Source organism: Pseudomonas silesiensis (assembly GCF_001661075.1).
Lineage (GTDB): Bacteria > Pseudomonadota > Gammaproteobacteria > Pseudomonadales > Pseudomonadaceae > Aquipseudomonas > Aquipseudomonas silesiensis.
In genome coordinates, this window is sequence record NZ_CP014870.1 from 1182444 (window position 1) to 1201491 (window position 19048).

Genomic DNA, 19048 nt, shown 5'->3' on the forward strand with positions numbered 1-19048 from the left:
TTGGTGTTCGTGGGAATGGGGCGGGCACAAAAAAACGGCCCGAAGGCCGTTTTTTGATTACTGCAAAGGCTTAACCACCCAGGTACGCTTCGCGCACTTTAGGATCGGTCAACAACGCCTCGCCCGTGCCTTGCATCACCACCCGGCCGTTTTCCAGCACGTAGGCGCGGTCTGCAATTTTCAGGGCCTGGTTGGCGTTCTGCTCCACCAGGAACACCGTCACCCCATCCTTGCGCAGCTGTTCGATGATATCGAAGATCTGCTGGATGATGATTGGCGCCAGACCCAGCGAAGGCTCGTCGAGCAGCAGCAACTTCGGCTTGCTCATCAGCGCCCGGCCGATGGCGAGCATTTGCTGTTCGCCACCGGACATGGTGCCGCCGCGCTGGGCAAAGCGTTCTTTCAGGCGTGGGAAAAGTCCGAGAACCTTGTCCATCTGCTCCTGATAATCGCCCTTGTCGGTGAAAAAGCCGCCCATGGCGAGGTTTTCTTCCACGGTCAGGCGGGCAAACACCCGACGACCTTCCGGCACGACGGCAATGCTCTTGCGCATGATCTGCGCCGAGGTCTGCCCCACGAGCTCTTCGCCCATGTAGCGGATGCTGCCGCTGTGGGCTTGCGGCGAGCCGCAGAGGGTCATCAGCAGGGTCGACTTGCCGGCACCGTTGGCACCGATCAGCGTCACGATTTCGCCCTGGCGGATCTCCACGTTGACGCTGTGCAGGGCCTGGATCTTGCCGTAGAAGGTGGAAACGTTTTCGAATTGCAGCATTTACGCTTCCCCCAGGTAGGCTTTGATCACTTCAGGATTGTCGCGGATCTGTTGCGGCGTGCCGTCAGCCAGGGGGGTGCCCTGGTTGATCACGACGATGTGGTCGGAAATGCTCATGACCAGTTTCATGTCGTGTTCGATCAGCAGCACGGTGACGTTGTGCTCTTCACGCAGCATGCTGATCAGCGCCTTGAGGTCCTCGGTTTCCTTCGGGTTCAGGCCGGCGGCCGGTTCGTCGAGCATGAGGATCCGCGGACGGGTCATCATGCAGCGAGCGATTTCCAGACGACGTTGCTGACCGTAGGCCAGGGTGCCGGCCGGCCGGTTGGCAAACGCCGTGAGGTTGACCTTGTCCAGCCAGTACTCGGCGAACTCCATGGCCTCGCGCTCGCTCTTGCGGAACCCCGGGGTTTTGAACAGACCGGCCAGGAAGTTGGTGTTCAAGTGACGGTGCTGGGCGATCAACAGGTTCTCGACCGCCGTCATGTCCTTGAACAACCGCACGTTCTGGAAGGTGCGCACCACGCCTTTGAGCGCGATCTTGTGGCCGGGCAAGCCTTCGATCGCTTGACCGTCCAGCAGGATGCTGCCGCCACTGGGCTTGTAGAAACCGGTCAGGCAGTTGAAGACAGTGGTCTTGCCGGCGCCGTTAGGGCCGATCAGCGCCACCACCTGTTTTTCCTTCACGGTCAGGGCCACGCCGTTGACCGCCAGCAAGCCGCCGAAGCGCATGCTCAGATTTTCGACTTTGAGGATTTCGCGGCTCATTTGCGCAGCTCCATGTGAGGACGTTGCATGGGCAGCAGGCCTTGAGGACGCCAGATCATCATCAGCACCATCAAGGCGCCGAACATCAACATGCGGTACTCACTGAACTCACGCATCATTTCAGGCAACAGGATCATCACCACGGCGGCCAGGATCACGCCCAGTTGCGAGCCCATGCCACCCAACACCACGATGGCGAGAATGATCGCCGACTCGATGAAGGTGAAGGACTCCGGCGTTACCAGGCCCTGGCGCGCAGCGAAGAAGCTGCCGGCGAAACCGGCGAAGCTGGCGCCCAGGGTGAAGGCCGACAGCTTGATCACCGTAGGGTTGAGACCCAGCGCACGGCAGGCGATTTCATCTTCACGCAACGCTTCCCAGGCACGACCCAAAGGCATGCGCAGCAGGCGGTTGATGACGAACAGTGCCGCCAGCGCGAGGAACAACGCAACCAGGTACAGGAAAATCACCTTGTTGATCGAGTTGTAGGCCAGGCCGAAGTACTCGTGGAAGGTCTGCATCCCTTCAGCCGCCTTACGCTCGAAGGTCAGGCCGAAGAACGTTGGCTTCTCGATGTTGCTGATGCCGTTCGGGCCACCGGTGAGGCCGGTCAGGTTACGCAGGAACAGCCGGATGATTTCACCGAAGCCCAGGGTCACGATCGCCAGGTAGTCACCGCGCAGACGCAATACGGGGAAACCGAGCAGGAAGCCGAAGGTGGCCGCCATCAGGCCGGCGATCGGCAGGCAGATCCAGAAGCTCAGGCCGTAGTAATGCGACAGCAACGCATAACTGTAGGCGCCGACGGCATAGAAGCCCACGTAACCCAGGTCGAGCAGACCGGCCAGGCCGACCACGATGTTCAGGCCGAGGCCGAGCATCACGTAGATCAGCACCAGGGTGGCGATATCCACCGCCCCGCGAGAGCCGAAGAACGGCCAGACCAGGGCGCCGGCGATCAACGCGATGATGATCCAGCGCTGGGTGGTCGGCAGGGTCAGGAAGTTACTGGCCTTGGCCGGAATCAGCGGCATGCTGGGCGAGGAACGCCAGGCCGAGCTGATCTGCTGGTCGAACAGCACCCGCAGGAACATCAATACCGAGCACACGGCGATGGTGATCAGTGTGGCGTCACTGGTGCCATGGACTTCGAGGTTGATGCCGACGATGGTCAATTTCAGACCGAGTACCGGGTAGGCGACGGCCCACACCAGCAAGGCGCTGAACAACGCCTGTTTAAGATTCCTAGTCATACTTTCTCAACCTCCGGACGGCCCAACAGGCCGGTTGGCCGGAACAACAACACCAGAACCAGCAGGCCGAACGCCACGACGTCCTTGTACTGGTCGCCGAAGATATCGGCACCGAAAGCTTCCGCCACCCCCAGCACTATCCCGCCGAGCATGGCGCCGGGAATACTGCCGATACCGCCCAGTACCGCAGCGGTGAAGGCCTTGAGGCCGACGAGGAAACCGGCGTTCGGGTTGATCACGCCGTATTGCATGCTCAGCAACACGGCGGCGATGGCGGCCAGTGCGGCACCAATGACGAAGGTCAGGGCGATGATGTTGTTGGTGTTGATGCCCAGGAGGTTGGCCATCTTGATGTCTTCGGCGCAGGCGCGGCAGGCGCGACCCAGGCGAGAGCGGGAGATGAACATCGTCAGGCCAAGCATGGCGACGAACGTCACCACGAACACCACGATTTGCATGTAGGAAATCAGCACTTCTTGTGCGCCACCTGGCCCGAAAGAAAAGTTTCCGGGGATCAGGTTGGGGATGGATTTGTCCTTGGAGTCTTGCGCCAGCAGAACCGTGTTCTGCAGGAAGATCGACATGCCGATGGCGGAAATCAGCGGGATCAGACGGTTGCTGCCGCGCAGGGGGCGGTAGGCGATCCGTTCGATGCTGTAGCCGTAGGCACTGGTGACGACGATGGTCGCGATGAAAGCGGCGGTCATCAACAGCGGAACACTGTCGAGTCCCATCATGGCCAGCCCGGCGATGGCGATGAACGCCACGTACGAACCGATCATGTACACCTCGCCGTGGGCGAAGTTGATCATTCCAATGATGCCGTAAACCATCGTATAGCCGATGGCGATCAGGGCATACGTGCTGCCAATGGTCAGACCATTAACCAGCTGTTGGAAAAAGTGATAGATGTCAGGCATTACAGCGCTCCTAAAAACCTGATACGCATTTCACTGGTGGAGTCATTTTCCCCTCGAGCCCCATGGATCTGCACCCACTTCGAATTCGAGATTGGCCAGCGAACCGCTGATGACGGTTTTGAGATTTTCAGGTGGGGAGGCTGGCGGATCACGCCAGCGCGGCCCAGATACGTTCGTAAAATAAAGCCCACGGCACGCCGTGGGCTTTATTGGCAGTCAATCAGGCAACGCCTTACTGAGGCTTGACTTCAGTTTTCGGTTTGCCGAAGTGCCACTCGTAGACCACGAACTTGAAGTCTTTCAGGTCGCCCTTGTCGTCGAAGCTCAGGTCGCCGGTCGGCGTCTTGAAGGTGCCTTTGTGGATGGCGTCAGCCACTTTGGCAGTGTCTTCGGACTTGGCGGTCTTGATGGCGTCAGCGATGACGGTCACAGCCGAGTAGGACGGGAACACGAACGGACCGCTCGGGTCTTCTTTCTTGGCTTTGAACGCATCAGCCAGGGCGATGTTGGCCGGATCCTGGTCGAAGGACTTCGGCAGGGTCACCAGCAGGCCTTCGGAAGCGTCCTTGGCGATCTGCGAAATCGAGTCGTTACCCACGCCTTCCGGACCCATGAATTTGGCTTTCAGGCCTTTTTCACTGGCTTGACGCAGGATCAGGCCCAGCTCCGGGTGGTAGCCGCCGTAGTAGACGAAGTCGACGTTGGCTTGCTTGAGCTTGGAGATCATCGACGAGAAGTCTTTGTCGCCGGCGTTGATGCCTTCGAACACGGCAACCTTGGTGCCTTTCTTCTCGAGGGTTTGTTTAACGGCGGTGGCGATGCCTTCACCGTACTGCTGTTTGTCGTGCAGAACGGCAACGATCTTCGGTTTCACGAAATCGGCGATGTAGTTACCGGCGGCAGGGCCCTGGGCGCTGTCCAGACCGATGGTGCGGAACACCATTTTGTAACCACGGGAAGTGATGTCCGGGCTGGTGGCAGCCGGGGTGATCATGATCACGCCTTCGTCTTCGTAGATGTCCGAAGCCGGTTGGGTGGAGCTGGAGCACAGGTGACCGACCACGAACTTGACGCCGTCGTTGACGACTTTGTTCGCAACCGCTACCGCTTGTTTTGGATCACAGGCGTCATCGTATTCAACGGCTTGAAGTTGCTTGCCGTCTACGCCGCCTTTGGCGTTGATCTGTTCGATGGCCATTTTGGCGCCACTGAATTGCATGTCGCCGTATTGGGCTACAGGGCCGGTCTTGGGGCCGGCGATGCCGATCTTGATGGTGTCGGCTGCGAACGAATGGCTGGCCACCCCGGCCAGAACCATAGCGGCAAACAGTTTGGAAATCTGCTTAGTAGCCTTTGTCATAGTGCTCCACTCTTACTGTTGTAGTTTTTATAGTCCTGGCGCCGCAGCAACAGAACCGGGTCAGATATCTTCGATATCCTCCGGAAATGCCCCCTGCAACTGTACCGGTACAGTGTAGAGCGCCGATTGTCAGCCTGGGAAGCTGGCGCCAGGGGGCAAAACCTGAGGGTGTCGCTTAATTGAAAGAAAAAGACAGAATCGCGGCGGGGTTATAGCTGAAGTACCAGCATTCCTTGGCTTTCCTGCTCATTTCGATCGGGTCACTTAATTGCATCCGGGTTTTTCTGCCAGAGCATCGACGGTTATGATGACGACGATTTCTTTTCCGGACAGGACCCATGACTCAAGAACCTAGCACCCTCTATGCCAAGCTGCTTGGTGAAACCGCATCTATCACCTGGAAGGAGTTGGAACCGTTCTTCGCCAGGGGTGCCCTGTTATGGGTCGATCCTGGCCTGGATTTGATCGCCGCTGCGCAAGCTGTAGCCACCGATGAGGGTGAGAAAGTGGCTGCCTGGCTGGCCGCCGACCAGCTCGCCAAGCTGTCTGAAACGCGGGCGCTGGATCTTTTCGAACGTGATCCCGAGCTGTGGGCGGTGGTGGTTTCGCCGTGGATTCTGATCCAGGAAAGGGCGACGAGCTGATAGCTTGCACATTTTTGGTGCGTCCATTTGCCGGGTAAAAGTGTGTAGGTGAGTAGCGTGATGGCACGTTGCCGTGAAGAAAGGCCACAGAAGGGTCTTGGCGAGGGTGACGTGCGCGTAACGGGAACAGTTTATTGCCCTGCCTTGGGGCTGCTTAATTGTTTCTGATTGTGAGCGCGACCGGTGTTTTTTGGCTGGGTTGACGATCTTTAATCAAGAGGACGCTGAATAATGGCAACACTACCGCCGCTTGGATTCGCTGGGATCGGCCTGATGGGCTTGCCCCTGTGTCGGCGCCTGCTGGCCGCGGGTTATCCGCTGACCGTGTGGAATCGCAATCCGGCCAAGTGCGCGCCGCTGGTCGAGGCTGGCGCACGACAGGTCGCCACGCCTGCCGAGTTGTGCAAGCACGCGGACGTGGTGATGTTATGCCTGGCGGACACTGCAGTGGTGCGCAAGGTGGTGTTTGGCGCCGCAGGCGTGGCGCAGGGTGCGAAAAGTGGCCAATTGCTGGTGGATTTTTCCAGCCTGGAACCGGCCGCCACGCGGGAAATGGCGGCAGCGCTGTCCAGCGAGACCGGCATGAGCTGGCTGGACGCCCCGGTTTCCGGTGGCGTGGTCGGTGCGGAAGCCGGCAGCCTGGCGATCATGGTCGGTGGCGATGCGACGGATCTGGAGCGCGTCAGGCCATTGCTCCATAGCCTCGGTCAGCGCGTGACCCACATGGGCGCCGTCGGGGCGGGGCAGGTGACCAAGGCGTGCAATCAGATGATTGTCGCCTGCAATGCGCTGGTGATCGCCGAAGTGGTGGCGTTGGCCGAGCGTTCCGGCGTCGATGCCCGCCTGATCGCCGAAGCCCTGGCCGGCGGTTTCGCTGACTCCAGGCCGTTGCAGATACTCGCCCCGCAAATGGCCGAGAGTCGTTTCGAACCGGTGAAATGGCACGTTCGCACGCTGCTCAAGGACCTCGACTCCGCCGTGCAGTTTTCTCGCGAACAGGGTTCGGCCACGCCCATCAGCGGCTTGGCCGCACAACTGATGCGCCTGCATGGGAGCCAGGGCTTTCTGGAAAAGGATCCGTCAACGCTGGTGCAGTTGTACCGTGAGCCAGGCTCGGAGGGCTGACCGCTCGCTGCGATATTGGAGCGTCGCAGCTGTTCTGGAAATAAATCGTTGCATGGGCCTCGCCTGCTGCCATGGGCAGGTATCAGCTTTACGAATAATTACAGACAGCTCCGGCGGGCCTGACTAGATTGCAGGCTCCGGGACAGTGATGTCCCAATAACAATAAAAGAGACGGACCCATGCAGAACTCGACCCAAGCGGCGAATGCCTGGCGCATTCTGTTCCTGCTGTTCCTGGCCAACCTGTTCAACTTCTTCGACCGTACCATCCCCGCCATCATCATCGAGCCGATCCGCATGGAGTGGCACCTCAGCGACTTTCAGCTGGGGATCATCGGCACTGCCTTTACCATCGTCTACGCCATCGCCGGCCTGCCTCTGGGGCGGATGGCCGATACCGGTTCGCGCAGCAAATTGATGGGCTGGGGCCTGGCGGCCTGGAGCGGGCTGACAGCCGTCAACGGGCTGGTGGGCAGCTTCTGGAGTTTCCTGATCGTGCGCATGGGCATTGGTATCGGCGAAGCCAGTTATGCGCCAGCGGCCAATTCGCTGATTGGCGACTTGTTCCCGGCTCACCGCCGGGCGCGGGCGATGGGCATTTTCATGCTCGGCCTGCCGTTGGGGCTGTTGCTCGCGTTCTTCACCATTGGCTGGATGGTCAAGGCGTTCGACAGCTGGCGTGCGCCGTTCTTCATCGCGGCGGTGCCGGGGCTGATCCTGGCGGTCTTCATGTTCTTCATCAAGGAGCCCAAACGCGGTGCCGCGGAAAGCGTGCAAGTCTCCCAGGAGCGGGTGGACCGGCCAATCCGTCGCGTCCTGGCGGTACCGACCTTCCTGTGGCTGGTGATGGCCGGCCTGTGCTTCAACTTCGCGACCTACGCCTGTAATTCGTTCCTGGTGCCGATGCTGCAGCGCTATTTCCTGATGCCGCTGCAGGAGGCGGCGGTGGCGACCGGGGTAATCGTCGGCGTCACCGGGTTGTTCGGCCTGACGCTGGGCGGCTGGGTCGCTGACAAGATCCACCAGCGCATCGCCAACGGTCGCCTGCTGTTTGCGGCCTTCAGCCTGATCATCTCGACGGTGTGCACGGCCTGGGCCCTGCATTCGGGGCGGATCGAGATCGGGGTGTTTGTGGCGGTATTCAGTGTGGGCTGGTTGTTCGCCTATAACTTCTACACCTGCGTATACACCGCCATTCAGGACGTGGTCGAACCGCGCCTGCGGGCGACGGCCATGGCGCTGTTCTTTGCCGGTTTGTATTTGCTCGGCGGTGGGTTGGGGCCGGTGGTAGTGGGCGCTCTGTCCGACCACTTTGCCCATGCCGCCATGCTGTCGGCCGGTGCCGAACAGATGACCGAGGCATTCAAGGCGGTCGGCCTGCATGATGCGATGTACCTGATCCCGGTGGCGTTGTTCTTCACCATGGTGTTTCTGGTCCTGGCTTCGCGGTGTTTTGTGCGCGATGCCAAGCGGATGAAGGATGGGTTGGTGGGGGTAACCGAGCCTGGGATTTCTGCAGCGACTGCGTGATCGCTATCGCGAGCAAGCTCGCTCCCACAGGGTTCAGTGGCGTTCACGGAATTTGTGCTCGACACGGAAACTGTGGGAGATTCTATGGTTGAGGGGAAGCCTCAACCTGCTTTCGGTTGGTATTCGCTCTGCCCTTTCAGCAGGGCGAATACGATTCGAGCGAGTTTGCGAGCCAGTATCACCAGCGCTTGCGTGGTACTGAATCCTCGATCCCTTTGCTCCTGGTAAAACCCGTTCCAGGTTGACGTACGGCTGGCCGACATGGCCGCGTTGTGCAGAAGTCGGCGTGCCTCGGGATCTCCACGTTTGGTCAAGCTCCTTCGACCGTCTTTCTGTCCTGATTTCGAGACTCGCAAATCCATTCCTAGAAAAGCGATGAATGCGTCCGCGTTTCTGAAGTCGCCTCGTTGAAATGCCGCGATCAGGCGAGCGCCCGTCAGAAATCCGATCCCTTCAACTTTCATGCAGCGCTTTAACTGAGCGAGTAAGCCAGCCTCTTTCAAGTGATCATTGATCATCTTTTCAACCAGCACCTCAAGCTTCTGCATTGATGCTACTTGCGCGGCAAAGGCTGTTTTGAGGAGCGGTTCATTCGACCAGCTTTGCACCAAGCCAACTCGGGCCTGAACCAATGCAGAACGACGGCGAAAAAGACTCAAAAGCCTGCGATACAGGGGGGAAGGCGGGATCCATGGATGCAACTCTTCGTGTTCGTTCTTCAGGTAGCGAGCGAGCAATTTGGCATCCAGCGCATCGGTCTTCGCACGAATTTTCACGCCTTTGCGGTAATGGCTCAGCTCATAGCCATCCACCATGTAGATCGTGCAGCCGGCCTCATGGGCCAGATCGGCAAACTCTAAGTGATAGATATTGGTGGACTCAATGGCGACTTCGACAGCCCCTGGCAAGCCCTTCAGCCATTGCTTGATCGCCGTCTTGTTGTTGGGAATCGTCTCAAGCAGATCCAGCTCAGCTTGAAAGATCACCAACTCATTCTTGGCGACATCGACGCCAACGATTGGCATCAGGACAGAAACTGGCATTGCCATTGAAATTCCCCCGAGATATGGTTTTGAACACTTGAAGGGCTCACCCAGGGGCGCAGGCTTGTTCCTATCGTCGGTCTTAGCCTGATGCATTCTTTATCGGCGCTTGAGTGAAAGGAGGAGGGGCGAAATCTCCCACGGATCTGTACTGCGTCAACAGTCAGAATCGGGCTTTGTCCCTTCTCCTCCCTTCAAGTCCTAGCATACAAGCGGGCTTGCCCGCGATGGGGCCATCAGCAACGCCCTAACAATCAAGCAGACAAAAAAAGGCCCACATCGCTGCGGGCCTTCTTTTTTACCGGTGGAACAGGGGGCTTAACCCGCCACCAACACCCGGATCGCTTCCAGTCGCAACGCCGCCTTGTCCAGCATGGCCAAACCTTGCTCACGCTGTTTGCGCAGGGCAATCAGCTCGCTGTCGCGCACGGTCGGGTTGACTGCTTGCAACGCGGTCAGGCGCGCCAGTTCTTCGTCGGTGTCGGCGGCCAGGCGTCGCTGCGCTTCGGCAACACGCTCGGCGTGACGCGGGAAGATCTTCTCTTCGCCGGCGTTGATCCGTGGCGTCAGTTGATCGCGCTGGGCCTGGATGAACTTGTTGGCGCTGGCGCGAGGCACGCTTTCGAGCTGGTCGTTGAGCGTCTCGAACGAGACCCGGGCCGACAAGTCGTTGCCATTGGGATCAAGCAGGCAGCGCAGGGCGGCCGGGGGCAGGTAACGGCCCAGTTGCAGCGAGCGCGGGGCAACCACTTCGCTGACATAGAGCAGTTCGAGCAACACGGTGCCGGGTTTGAGCGCCTTGTTCTTGATCAGCGCCACGGCGGTGTTGCCCATGGAGCCGGCCAGCACCAGGTCCATGCCGCCCTGAACCATCGGGTGTTCCCAGGTGATGAACTGCATGTCTTCGCGAGACAGCGCCTGGTTACGGTCGTAGGTGATGGTGACGCCTTCGTCGTCGCCCAGCGGGAAGCTGGCGTCGAGCATTTTTTCGCTCGGCTTGAGGATCAGGGCGTTTTCCGAGTGGTCTTCGCTGTCGATACCGAAGGCGTCGAACAGGGTTTCCATATAGATCGGCAGGGTGAACTGGTCATCTTGCTCGAGGATGTCCTCCACCAGCGCATCGCCTTCGCCGGCGCCGCCGGAATTGAGCTCCAGCAAGCGGTCACGGCCGGTGTGCAGCTCGGCTTCCAGGCGCTCACGCTCGGCGCGGGCTTCGTCGATCAGGGCTTGCCACTCACCGTCGTCGGCGTTTTCCAGCAGCGGCAGCAGGCGCGGGCCGAACTGATGCTGCAAGGCGTTGCCGGTCGGGCAGGTGTTGAGGAAGGCATTCAGCGCTTCGTGATACCACTGGAACAGCCGCTCTTGGGGGCTGGTTTCCAGGTAGGGCACGTGCACTTCGATGATGTGCTTCTGGCCGATCCGGTCCAGACGCCCGATCCGCTGTTCCAGCAAGTCCGGGTGGGAAGGCAGGTCGAACAGCACCAAATGGTGCGAGAACTGGAAGTTGCGACCTTCACTGCCGATTTCCGAGCAGATCAGCACTTGCGCGCCAAACTCTTCATCGGCGAAGTAGGCGGCGGCGCGGTCACGCTCGAGGATGTTCATGCCTTCATGGAACACCGTGGCCGGAATGCCGGAACGCACGCGCAGGGCGTCTTCCAGGTCCATGGCGGTTTCGGCGTGGGCGCAGATCACCAGTACTTTGGTGCGCTTGAGCATCTTCAGGGTGTCGATCAGCCATTCGACGCGCGGGTCGAATTTCCACCAGCGCTCTTCTTCGTTGGCGTCCGGCAGGGCCTGGAAGCTGACTTCCGGGTACAGCTCGGCGTGATCGCCCAGGGGCAGTTCGAGGTATTCGTCCGGGCACGGCAGCGGGTACGGGTGCAGTTTGCGTTCCGGGAAACCCTGCACGGCGGCGCGGGTGTTGCGAAACAGCACGCGGCCGGTGCCGTGGCGGTCCAGCAGTTCGCGGACCAGACGGGCGGCGGCTTCGGTGTCGCCATCGTTGACCGCGGTCAGCAGGGCTTCGCCTTCATTGCCGAGGAAGCCGTGAATGGTCTTGTGCGCTTCAGGCGACAGGCGCCCTTTGTCCAGCAGTTCCTGAACGGCCTCGGCCACCGGGCGATAGTTTTCGCTCTCGGCGCGGAAGGCCTGCAGGTCATGGAAACGGTTCGGGTCGAGCAGGCGCAGACGGGCAAAGTGGCTGTCCTGGCCCAGTTGTTCCGGGGTTGCGGTCAGCAGCAATACACCCGGGATCGTTTCGGCAAGCTGCTCGACCAGGGTGTATTCGGGGCTGGCCTTGTCTTCGTGCCACACCAGGTGGTGGGCTTCGTCGACCACCATCAGGTCCCAGCCGGCGGCGAACAGCGCGTCCTGGGCCTTCTCGTCTTCCACCAGCCACTCCAGTGCAACCAGCGCGAGCTGGGTGTCTTCGAACGGGTTGGAGGCATCGCTTTCGATGAAGCGTTCTTCGTCGAACAGCGCGACTTGCAGGTTGAAGCGGCGGCGCATCTCCACCAGCCATTGGTGCTGCAGGTTTTCCGGGACCAGGATCAGTACACGGTTGGCGCGACCTGAGAGCAGTTGGCGATGGATCACCAGGCCGGCTTCGATGGTCTTGCCCAGGCCCACTTCATCCGCCAGCAACACCCGCGGCGCAATGCGGTCGGCGACTTCACGGGCGATGTGCAACTGGTGCGCGATCGGTTGCGCACGCACGCCGCCCAGGCCCCACAGCGAGGACTGCAATTGGCGGCTGGTGTGTTCCAGGGTGTGATAACGCAGGGAGAACCAGGGCAGCGGATCGATTTGCCCGGCAAACAGGCGGTCACTGGCCAGACGGAACTGGATGAAGTTCGACAGCTGGGTTTCCGGCAGGGTGACCACTTCGTTCTGTGCATTGAGGCCGTGGTAGACCAGCAGGCCGTCGACGTCGTCGACTTCCTGTACGGTCAGCTTCCAGCCTTCGAAGTGAGTGATCGAATCGCCCGGCGAAAACCGCACACGCGTGAGCGGCGCATTCCGTAGCGCGTACTGGCGAGTGTCGCCAGTGGCCGGATAGAGCACGGTCAACAAGCGGCCGTCCTGTGCCAGAACGGTGCCTAAACCCAGCTCGGCTTCGCTGTCACTGATCCAGCGTTGCCCCGGTTGATACTGCTGCGCCATGCTGCCTGACTCCCACCTTGAAAAAGCGGGCTATCTTAACGGAATGAGGGCTTCAGGGCCAAAGGACTCTCATAAAACTAACGGTATTTACCTTAGACTACCCATGCGAAGGGGGCAGGCCGGGGCACCTATTCGTGCCAACCGGGTCACAGTTTGCGACCGATGGCTAAAGTGGCCGTCCGCGCAGCCGACAGCCTGCTGACAGGAGACCCATCATTATGCTGCCACCGATGCTCCCCTTGAGTGCGGTTCCGATCACCTCACAGCTCGACCCGGTCCGTCCGCGTCCGGATATCCCGCCTGTGGTCCCGGTGCAGGAAAGCTCCAGCGAAAGCACGATCGACCTGCAGCAGCGCGATCCCGAAGAGGCCGCCTTTCAACTGCGCGAAGAACATCGGCGCAAGCAGGAGCGGGACAAGCGTCGTCGTGAAGCTGATGAAAGCGTTGAAGTGCACCTGGCGATTCCCGGTACCGAGCTCAACGCCGACAACACCGTGCCGGTCGTGCCGTTGATTGACGACGAACCGCGTCAGGGTATGTGGGTTGATATCAAGATTTGAGGTGATGGCTGTTCAGGGTTGCCGTCAGACCGCATTATTATGACAAACCTGCCAAGCGATGCACTGAACGCCATGAGCCAAGACGACAAGCTGATCGACCTCAACACCGAACGCGCCAAGCGGGTTCATGACCTCAACGAAAAACGCCTGAACGAAGTGCGCCAGGCATTTGAACAGGCCATGCCGTTGGGCAAAGCGAAGAAAAAGCCGAAAAACAAACCGAAAAAGCGTTGATGCACCCTGCATCGGTTGATGCAGGTCAATTTTCTCCCTCCTTTACGCCCAGTCTCGGGCGACATTGATCCCGGTCAATTTTCTCTTCTGCCCGATTGGTTACCTTAGCCCTATCGCAACAGGGCAATTGCAGGAGAGCCGTCATGTTCCTCGACAATGTGGTGATCGCCGGAGTGCTGACAGTCGGCCTCATGGTTCTGTTTTTTGCAGGGTTTGGATTTTTTATCTGGAAGGACTCGCATAAGCGCAAGCCGTAGGTCTTTTCCGATGTAATGAGCACGCAAGGCATTTTGGGCGACTTCGGTCGCCCTTTTTTTTGTCTGCGCAAATCTATCGAAGCACAGAGATCCCCTGTGGGAGCGAGCTTGCTCGCGATGGCGGCGGCACTTTCAAAATTGATGTGCCTGACACACCGCCATCGCGAGCAAGCTCGCTCCCACAGTGGATTTGCGTTGCCTTGATGTGTGCAATAAAAAAGGCGCGAACCTCACGGAACGCGCCTTTTTTTGTTCCGCTGTGTATCAGCTGCCGAGTGCTTTGGAGGCCAGCCAGAACAGGCCGGCCGACAGCGCCACGGTCGCCGGCAGGGTCAGGACCCAGGCCAGCAGGATGGTTCTGACGGTGCCGCCTTGCAGGCCGCTTTTGTTGGCGACCATGGTGCCGGCTACGCCCGAGGACAGGACGTGGGTGGTGGACACCGGCAGGCTGAAGATGTTGGCCATGCCGATCAGGCTCGCGGTAGTGATCTGGGCCGACATGCCTTGGGAGTAAGTCATGCCTTGCTTGCCGATCTTCTCGCCGATGGTCAGGACCACGCGTTTCCAGCCAACCATGGTACCCAGGCCGAGGGCCAGGGCGACCGCCAGAATCACCCAGAACGGCGCGTATTCGGTGGTGGTGGTGAGGTCTTTGCGCAACTTGTCCAGGTCGGCCTTTTCACGGGGCGCGAGACCAGGCAGTTTGCCGACTTTCTTCGCGGTGTCATCAAGGCACAGCAGGTAGCGACGCACTTCGATGCGGCTTTCCGCCGGCAGCGAGTGGTAGTCCGCTACACCCTTGAGGGTGCCAAGCAGGGCGGTGATGGTCGGTTCGGTCTGTTGCGGGTTGCAACGGAATTTCTCCGGCAGATCGCCTTCAACGCTTTTGCCCAGGGCCAGGTATTCACCCAGGGTATCGGCGTTGCGTTTGTAGAACTGGCTCAGGTGCAAGGTCGCGTCGCGAGTCCGTTCGATCTGGTAAGTGGTGCTGCCCAGGTCGAGCACGAACTGGGCCGGCACGATACCGATCAACACCAGCATGATCAGGCCGATACCTTTCTGGCCATCGTTGGAACCGTGCACAAAGCTCACGGCCATCGCCGAGATCACCAGTACCAGGCGGTTCCAGAACGGCGGGTGCTTCTTGTCGTCGATCTTGCGGCGCTGTTCCGGCGTCTTGTGCATCTTCGACAGCGGACGCCACCATTTAAGGCCGATCAATATCAGGGCGGCGACCAGGAAGCCGGCCATCGGCGAGAACACCAGGGAGGCGCCAATGTCGATCGCTTTCTGCCAGTTCACGCCATCGGCCAACGGAATGTCGTTGATCAAGGCATTGGCCAGGCCGACACCGAGAATCGAACCGATCAGCGTGTGGGAGCTGGAAGCCGGGATGCCGAAATACCAGGTACCCAGGTTCCAGGTAATGGCGGCGGCAAGCAACGAGAACACCATGGCCAGCCCGTGACCGGTGTTCACATTGATCAACAGCTCTACCGGCAACAGGTGGACGATGGCATATGCCACGCCAACCCCGCCCAGCAGCACGCCAAGAAAGTTGAACACACCGGAAAAGAACACCGCCAGATGAGGCGGCATGGCTTTGGTGTAGATAACAGTGGCCACCGCGTTAGCGGTGTCATGAAAGCCGTTGATGAACTCGAAGGCGAGGACAAAGGCCAGGGCGAGCAAGAGGCTCACAAGCACCCAAGCATCCAGTCCGCTGAATAAATCGATCATGAAGGTTTTCTGACCCGGTCGTAAGGGGGCGCGATTATGCCAGAAAAGACCGCTAATCGATGCACTTGCTGCTCATCGGTAACATTCTTCAACGAATTAATTTGTAAAAATACCTTGGGCCCCCAGTTTTTACCGGGTTTTACAAGTCATTGAATTCCTTTGGAAAGCCCGCAGGCACAAGGGTTTCTCTCGTAGGACCGAGAGGCTTCAACGCTTGTGTGAAATATCTGTAAAGAGGGCCGGACATATGCCGTTTACCTCATCCGGAGGGTGAGGCAGCCGCTGCCCGCGGATAACGGGCGCGAAAAGGCAACATCTATACACCCCGCTTGTAACGGGTGCAGACACCAGGCCCTTGAAAGGAATCCAGCCGAGACGGTCAAGGCTCTTCGGCTTTGAGTTCCTTTTCCATTTTCTGCAATTCTTGAGTGAATGCCTGATCCTGAACGGTGGCGCGTTTACGCCACGGCTTGCGTTCCGGTTCGGGCTGGGCGGCGTAGGTGGTGACTGCCCCGCCGTAAACTTCCTTGTAACGTTGTTCCTGGCGCTCAAGTTCCGCGCGCAGTTCGTCTTTTGTCACAGTGGTACCTGATTGAGATGAGATTAATTCTGGTGAAACGCGCTGCATCAAACCTATCGATCACGCTCGCCGAAAGGACACAACCCGCGAAGGCATCGTATTCCGGGCATTTGCGATCAATATTTCCATGTTGCAGGCGGCCACGGCACCAGAGACAAATAGCTGACGTAGCATCAGTTCCTGTTTCAGCGAGCGCCGGGTCAAAGCATACGAAATGAGCGTCTGGCGCTTGCTGCGGGCAGCGGCGATGGGACATCGCGCTACCGAGTGACGAACCCCGGGTAACAAACCGGGCACCACTCAACTCTATTATAGCGGTCGATTCGAAGAACACTATGGTCAACGAGTTAAAAGTTGTTCTCCATGTGTGATTGTTTTGTTGTTCCTAACTTCAGGGCTCTATGTCAGGTTACAGCGGTGTCTTTCTGGCGTCATTAAGTCGGTCAAGTAAGACAACTATATTTACCCTTGGATACTATGCCCCGCAAGCGTAAATCCGCTGAGAAATCATCAAGACGCTGGAGGCTACCGGTTGCGATTATCGGTTGCTCGTTCGATAATCGCCCAATGTTGGCCGCCCATGGCTTGTGCAGGACACCGGGGGCCGCTTGTAATAGTCGCTGATCCGTGTGGGAAAGGACCTGATATGAACGATCAAATGCGCAACTCCTTCGCCTCAGTGGCACCGCCGATCGTTGCGTCGCCGGCCAAGCGGATCCAGGCCATGACGGGCGACCCTGATTTCATGACGTCCCTGGCCCGTGGCCTGGCCGTGGTGCAAGCGTTCCAGGAGCGCAAACGGCACCTGACCATCGCTCAGATCAGCCATCGTACGGAAATTCCCCGCGCCGCGGTGCGACGTTGCCTGCACACGCTGATCAAGCTCGGCTACGCCACCACGGACGGTCGCACCTATTCGCTACTGCCCAAAGTGCTGACCCTCGGCCATGCTTATGTGTCCTCGACGCCGCTGGCGGTATCCGCCCAGCCTTATCTGGACCGCATGAGCGAGCAACTTCACGAAGCGTGCAACATGGCCACGCTGGAAGGCGATGACATTCTGTATATCGCCCGCTCCGCCACTACCCAACGCCTGATTTCGGTTGATTTGTCGGTGGGTGGTCGTTTGCCGGCCTATTGCACGTCAATGGGCAGGATTCTGCTCGCCGCGCTGGACGATAGTTCGTTGCACGAGTACCTCGATCATGCGGAGCTGCAAGCCAAGACCAGCCGTACCTTGCACACCCCGGAGGCGTTGCTCGAATGTCTGCAGCAAGTGCGACAGCAAGGTTGGTGCATCGTCGATCAGGAACTCGAGCAGGGCCTGCGCTCGATTGCCGTTCCGGTGTACGACGCGTCCGGACAGGTCGTGGCGGCCTTGAATGTCAGTACTCACGCCGGCCGGGTCAGCCGCAATGAGCTGGAACAGCGTTTCCTGCCGGGGCTGCTGAGCGCCAGCCGTGACCTCAGTGCGCAGCTTTTTGCCTAAGCTGTTCGATAATCGCACAGAGTCGCGTTTGTCGAATTGACGCTCTTTCACCTGGATCACTAATGTCGCGGCAGCGCCAGCCTTGGCTGGCTCCTGTCCGACTGCGTTCTTGCGTGGAATAAAAATAATGAACCAACCCCAGTCTGCTGTAGGCAACTGCCTTGACGTGCAGTCCTTCATCAATGCTCAACCCATTTCGCGCTACCAATGGCGAGTGGTGATCCTTTGTTTCCTGATTGTCTTTCTCGATGGCCTCGATACGGCGGCCATGGGTTTCATCGCGCCGGCCCTGTCCCAGGATTGGGGGATCGACCGTGCCAGCCTGGGCCCAGTGATGAGTGCCGCCTTGATCGGCATGGTGTTCGGTGCACTGGGTTCCGGCCCATTGGCTGACCGCTTCGGGCGAAAAGTCGTACTGGTCGGCGCGGTGCTGTTGTTCGGCGCCTTCAGCCTGGCATCGGCCTACAGCACTAACGTCGATCAATTGCTGGTGCTGCGTTTCCTCACTGGCCTGGGGCTTGGCGCCGGGATGCCGAACGCCACGACCCTGCTGTCGGAATACACGCCGGAGCGCAAGAAGTCCCTGCTGGTGACCAGCATGTTCTGCGGCTTCAACCTCGGTATGGCCGGTGGTGGATTCATCTCGGCGAAACTGATTCCGGCATTCGGCTGGCACAGTTTGCTGCTGATCGGCGGGATCCTGCCGCTAATCCTGGCGGTGGTGTTGCTGTTCTGGTTGCCGGAATCGGCGCGCTACCTGGTCGTGCGCAATCGCGGCACGGACAAAGTGCGCAAGACTCTGGCGCCGATCGACCCGAAGGTCGTCGCCCAGGCTTCAAGCTTCAGCGTGCCGGAACAGAAAACCGTGAAAGCGCGCAACGTGTTCGCGGTGATCTTCTCCGGCACCTACAGCGCCGGCACCTTGTTGCTGTGGTTGACCTATTTCATGGGCCTGGTGATCGTTTACCTGCTGACGAGTTGGCTACCGACGCTGATGCGTGACAGTGGCGCGAGCATGGAGCAGGCGGCCTTTATCGGGGCGCTGTTCCAGTTTGGCGGCGTGCTGAGCGCGGTGGGGGTGGGCTGGGCCATGGACCGGTTCAATCCGCACAAGGTCATCGGCATTTTCTACCTGCTGGCCGGGGTATTTGCCTACGCGGTAGGGCAGAGCCTGGGCAACATCACGTTACTGGCGACCCTGGTGCTGGTGGCCGGGATGTGCGTGAACGGCGCGCAATCGGCGATGCCATCGCTGGCAGCGCGGTTTTATCCCACTCAAGGGCGCGCGACCGGTGTGTCGTGGATGCTCGGGATCGGCCGCTTCGGCGCGATTCTTGGTGCGTGGATGGGCGCAACGTTGCTCGGCCTGGGCTGGAACTTCGAGCAAGTGCTGACGGCACTGGTGATTCCGGCGGCAGTGGCGACGACGGCGGTGGTGATCAAGGGCATGGTCAGTCATGCGGATGCGACTTGAGGGCGTGATCCGGATTTTTTGGCGATGCTGATGGGCTCTTAGCGGGTAAGCCTCGCTCCTACAGGAATGATGATCTCAGCGATTTTGCGAACACCTCCAAACCGTAGGAGCGAGGCTTGCCCGCGAAGCTTTTGA

General features: G+C 59.4%; 17 protein-coding genes. 8 read left to right on the plus strand and 9 right to left on the minus strand.

The genetic code is table 11. The annotated features are described in order from the left end of the window. Positions 1-70: 70 nt before the first annotated feature. From PMA3_RS05310 to PMA3_RS05330, 5 genes are all read right to left on the minus strand, one after another. Positions 71-772 (minus strand): ABC transporter ATP-binding protein, encoded by a 702-nt coding sequence (locus PMA3_RS05310; RefSeq protein ID WP_064676186.1) that lies wholly within the window; start codon positions 770-772, stop codon positions 71-73. Next, positions 773-1540: a high-affinity branched-chain amino acid ABC transporter ATP-binding protein LivG gene (livG, locus tag PMA3_RS05315; protein WP_064676187.1), complete on the minus strand. Its 768-nt coding sequence runs from the start codon at positions 1538-1540 to the stop codon at positions 773-775. After that, positions 1537-2793 carry a high-affinity branched-chain amino acid ABC transporter permease LivM gene (locus PMA3_RS05320; protein WP_064676188.1) on the minus strand — a complete coding sequence of 419 codons (1257 nt, stop codon included), beginning with the start codon at positions 2791-2793 and terminating at the stop codon, positions 1537-1539. The genes livG and PMA3_RS05320 overlap by 4 nt, the downstream gene beginning before the upstream one ends. Next, the gene (livH, locus tag PMA3_RS05325; protein WP_064676189.1) at positions 2790-3713 is read right to left on the minus strand and encodes a high-affinity branched-chain amino acid ABC transporter permease LivH; all 924 of its coding nucleotides are present in this window, start codon (positions 3711-3713) and stop codon (positions 2790-2792) included. Before livH ends, PMA3_RS05320 begins: the two co-directional genes overlap by 4 nt. Positions 3714-3945: 232 nt before the next feature. Continuing rightward, positions 3946-5073: a branched-chain amino acid ABC transporter substrate-binding protein gene (locus PMA3_RS05330; protein WP_064676190.1), complete on the minus strand. Its 1128-nt coding sequence runs from the start codon at positions 5071-5073 to the stop codon at positions 3946-3948. A 338-nt stretch (positions 5074-5411) separates the two neighbouring features. Between PMA3_RS05330 and PMA3_RS05335 the strand changes: the two genes are divergently transcribed. From PMA3_RS05335 to PMA3_RS05345, 3 genes are all read left to right on the plus strand, one after another. Next, the gene (locus tag PMA3_RS05335) at positions 5412-5717 is read left to right on the plus strand and encodes a DUF2288 domain-containing protein (RefSeq protein ID WP_064676191.1); all 306 of its coding nucleotides are present in this window, start codon (positions 5412-5414) and stop codon (positions 5715-5717) included. A 228-nt stretch (positions 5718-5945) separates the two neighbouring features. Then, positions 5946-6842: an NAD(P)-dependent oxidoreductase gene (locus tag PMA3_RS05340; RefSeq protein WP_064676192.1), complete on the plus strand. Its 897-nt coding sequence runs from the start codon at positions 5946-5948 to the stop codon at positions 6840-6842. Positions 6843-7021: 179 nt separating this feature from the next. Then, positions 7022-8371 carry a spinster family MFS transporter gene (locus PMA3_RS05345; protein ID WP_064676193.1) on the plus strand — a complete coding sequence of 450 codons (1350 nt, stop codon included), beginning with the start codon at positions 7022-7024 and terminating at the stop codon, positions 8369-8371. Positions 8372-8472: 101 nt separating this feature from the next. Here PMA3_RS05345 and PMA3_RS05350 read toward each other — a convergent pair whose 3' ends face one another. Together PMA3_RS05350 and rapA are read right to left on the minus strand one after the other, a co-directional pair. After that, positions 8473-9420: an IS110 family RNA-guided transposase gene (locus PMA3_RS05350; protein ID WP_064680598.1), complete on the minus strand. Its 948-nt coding sequence runs from the start codon at positions 9418-9420 to the stop codon at positions 8473-8475. Positions 9421-9732: 312 nt separating this feature from the next. Continuing rightward, positions 9733-12579, minus strand: a complete 2847-nt coding sequence (gene rapA / locus PMA3_RS05355) for an RNA polymerase-associated protein RapA (protein ID WP_064676194.1) — start codon at positions 12577-12579, stop codon at positions 9733-9735. Positions 12580-12797: 218 nt separating this feature from the next. Between rapA and PMA3_RS05360 the strand changes: the two genes are divergently transcribed. From PMA3_RS05360 to ccoM, 3 genes are all read left to right on the plus strand, one after another. Continuing rightward, positions 12798-13139, plus strand: coding sequence for a hypothetical protein (locus tag PMA3_RS05360; RefSeq protein ID WP_064676195.1), 342 nt, complete (start codon positions 12798-12800; stop codon positions 13137-13139). Between the two features lie 39 nt (positions 13140-13178). Beyond that, complete coding sequence (locus PMA3_RS05365; RefSeq protein WP_064676196.1) at positions 13179-13373, plus strand: hypothetical protein; 195 nt, start codon at positions 13179-13181, stop codon at positions 13371-13373. 143 nt (positions 13374-13516) lie between these two features. Then, entirely contained in the window at positions 13517-13630 is a 114-nt protein-coding gene (gene ccoM, locus PMA3_RS33510) for a cytochrome c oxidase subunit CcoM (RefSeq protein ID WP_318183103.1), read from the plus strand. A gap of 264 nt (positions 13631-13894) precedes the next feature. Here ccoM and PMA3_RS05370 read toward each other — a convergent pair whose 3' ends face one another. Further along, on the minus strand, positions 13895-15370 hold the full coding sequence (locus PMA3_RS05370; protein WP_064676197.1) for an inorganic phosphate transporter: 1476 nt from the start codon (positions 15368-15370) through the stop codon (positions 13895-13897). A gap of 379 nt (positions 15371-15749) precedes the next feature. Beyond that, the gene (locus PMA3_RS05375; RefSeq protein WP_064676198.1) at positions 15750-15950 is read right to left on the minus strand and encodes a hypothetical protein; all 201 of its coding nucleotides are present in this window, start codon (positions 15948-15950) and stop codon (positions 15750-15752) included. Positions 15951-16596: 646 nt separating this feature from the next. Between PMA3_RS05375 and pcaR the strand changes: the two genes are divergently transcribed. Further along, positions 16597-17439, plus strand: coding sequence for a pca regulon transcriptional regulator PcaR (gene pcaR / locus PMA3_RS05380; protein WP_064676199.1), 843 nt, complete (start codon positions 16597-16599; stop codon positions 17437-17439). Between the two features lie 127 nt (positions 17440-17566). Beyond that, the gene (gene pcaK, locus PMA3_RS05385) at positions 17567-18913 is read left to right on the plus strand and encodes a 4-hydroxybenzoate transporter PcaK (protein WP_064676200.1); all 1347 of its coding nucleotides are present in this window, start codon (positions 17567-17569) and stop codon (positions 18911-18913) included. Positions 18914-19048: the final 135 nt, after the last annotated feature.

Excerpts from the sequence above, each read along its gene's own strand:
- PMA3_RS05310 (WP_064676186.1), bottom strand. The coding sequence starts at position 772 with ATGCTGCAATTCGAAAACGTTTCCACCTTCTACGGCAAGATCCAGGCC.
- livG (WP_064676187.1), bottom strand. The coding sequence starts at position 1,540 with ATGAGCCGCGAAATCCTCAAAGTCGAAAATCTGAGCATGCGCTTCGGC.
- PMA3_RS05320 (WP_064676188.1), bottom strand. The coding sequence starts at position 2,793 with ATGACTAGGAATCTTAAACAGGCGTTGTTCAGCGCCTTGCTGGTGTGG.
- livH (WP_064676189.1), bottom strand. The coding sequence starts at position 3,713 with ATGCCTGACATCTATCACTTTTTCCAACAGCTGGTTAATGGTCTGACC.
- PMA3_RS05330 (WP_064676190.1), bottom strand. The coding sequence starts at position 5,073 with ATGACAAAGGCTACTAAGCAGATTTCCAAACTGTTTGCCGCTATGGTT.
- PMA3_RS05335 (WP_064676191.1), top strand. The coding sequence starts at position 5,412 with ATGACTCAAGAACCTAGCACCCTCTATGCCAAGCTGCTTGGTGAAACC.
- PMA3_RS05345 (WP_064676193.1), top strand. The coding sequence starts at position 7,022 with ATGCAGAACTCGACCCAAGCGGCGAATGCCTGGCGCATTCTGTTCCTG.
- PMA3_RS05350 (WP_064680598.1), bottom strand. The coding sequence starts at position 9,420 with ATGGCAATGCCAGTTTCTGTCCTGATGCCAATCGTTGGCGTCGATGTC.
- rapA (WP_064676194.1), bottom strand. The coding sequence starts at position 12,579 with ATGGCGCAGCAGTATCAACCGGGGCAACGCTGGATCAGTGACAGCGAA.
- PMA3_RS05360 (WP_064676195.1), top strand. The coding sequence starts at position 12,798 with ATGCTGCCACCGATGCTCCCCTTGAGTGCGGTTCCGATCACCTCACAG.
- PMA3_RS05365 (WP_064676196.1), top strand. The coding sequence starts at position 13,179 with ATGACAAACCTGCCAAGCGATGCACTGAACGCCATGAGCCAAGACGAC.
- ccoM (WP_318183103.1), top strand. The coding sequence starts at position 13,517 with ATGTTCCTCGACAATGTGGTGATCGCCGGAGTGCTGACAGTCGGCCTC.
- PMA3_RS05370 (WP_064676197.1), bottom strand. The coding sequence starts at position 15,370 with ATGATCGATTTATTCAGCGGACTGGATGCTTGGGTGCTTGTGAGCCTC.
- pcaR (WP_064676199.1), top strand. The coding sequence starts at position 16,597 with ATGAACGATCAAATGCGCAACTCCTTCGCCTCAGTGGCACCGCCGATC.
- pcaK (WP_064676200.1), top strand. The coding sequence starts at position 17,567 with ATGAACCAACCCCAGTCTGCTGTAGGCAACTGCCTTGACGTGCAGTCC.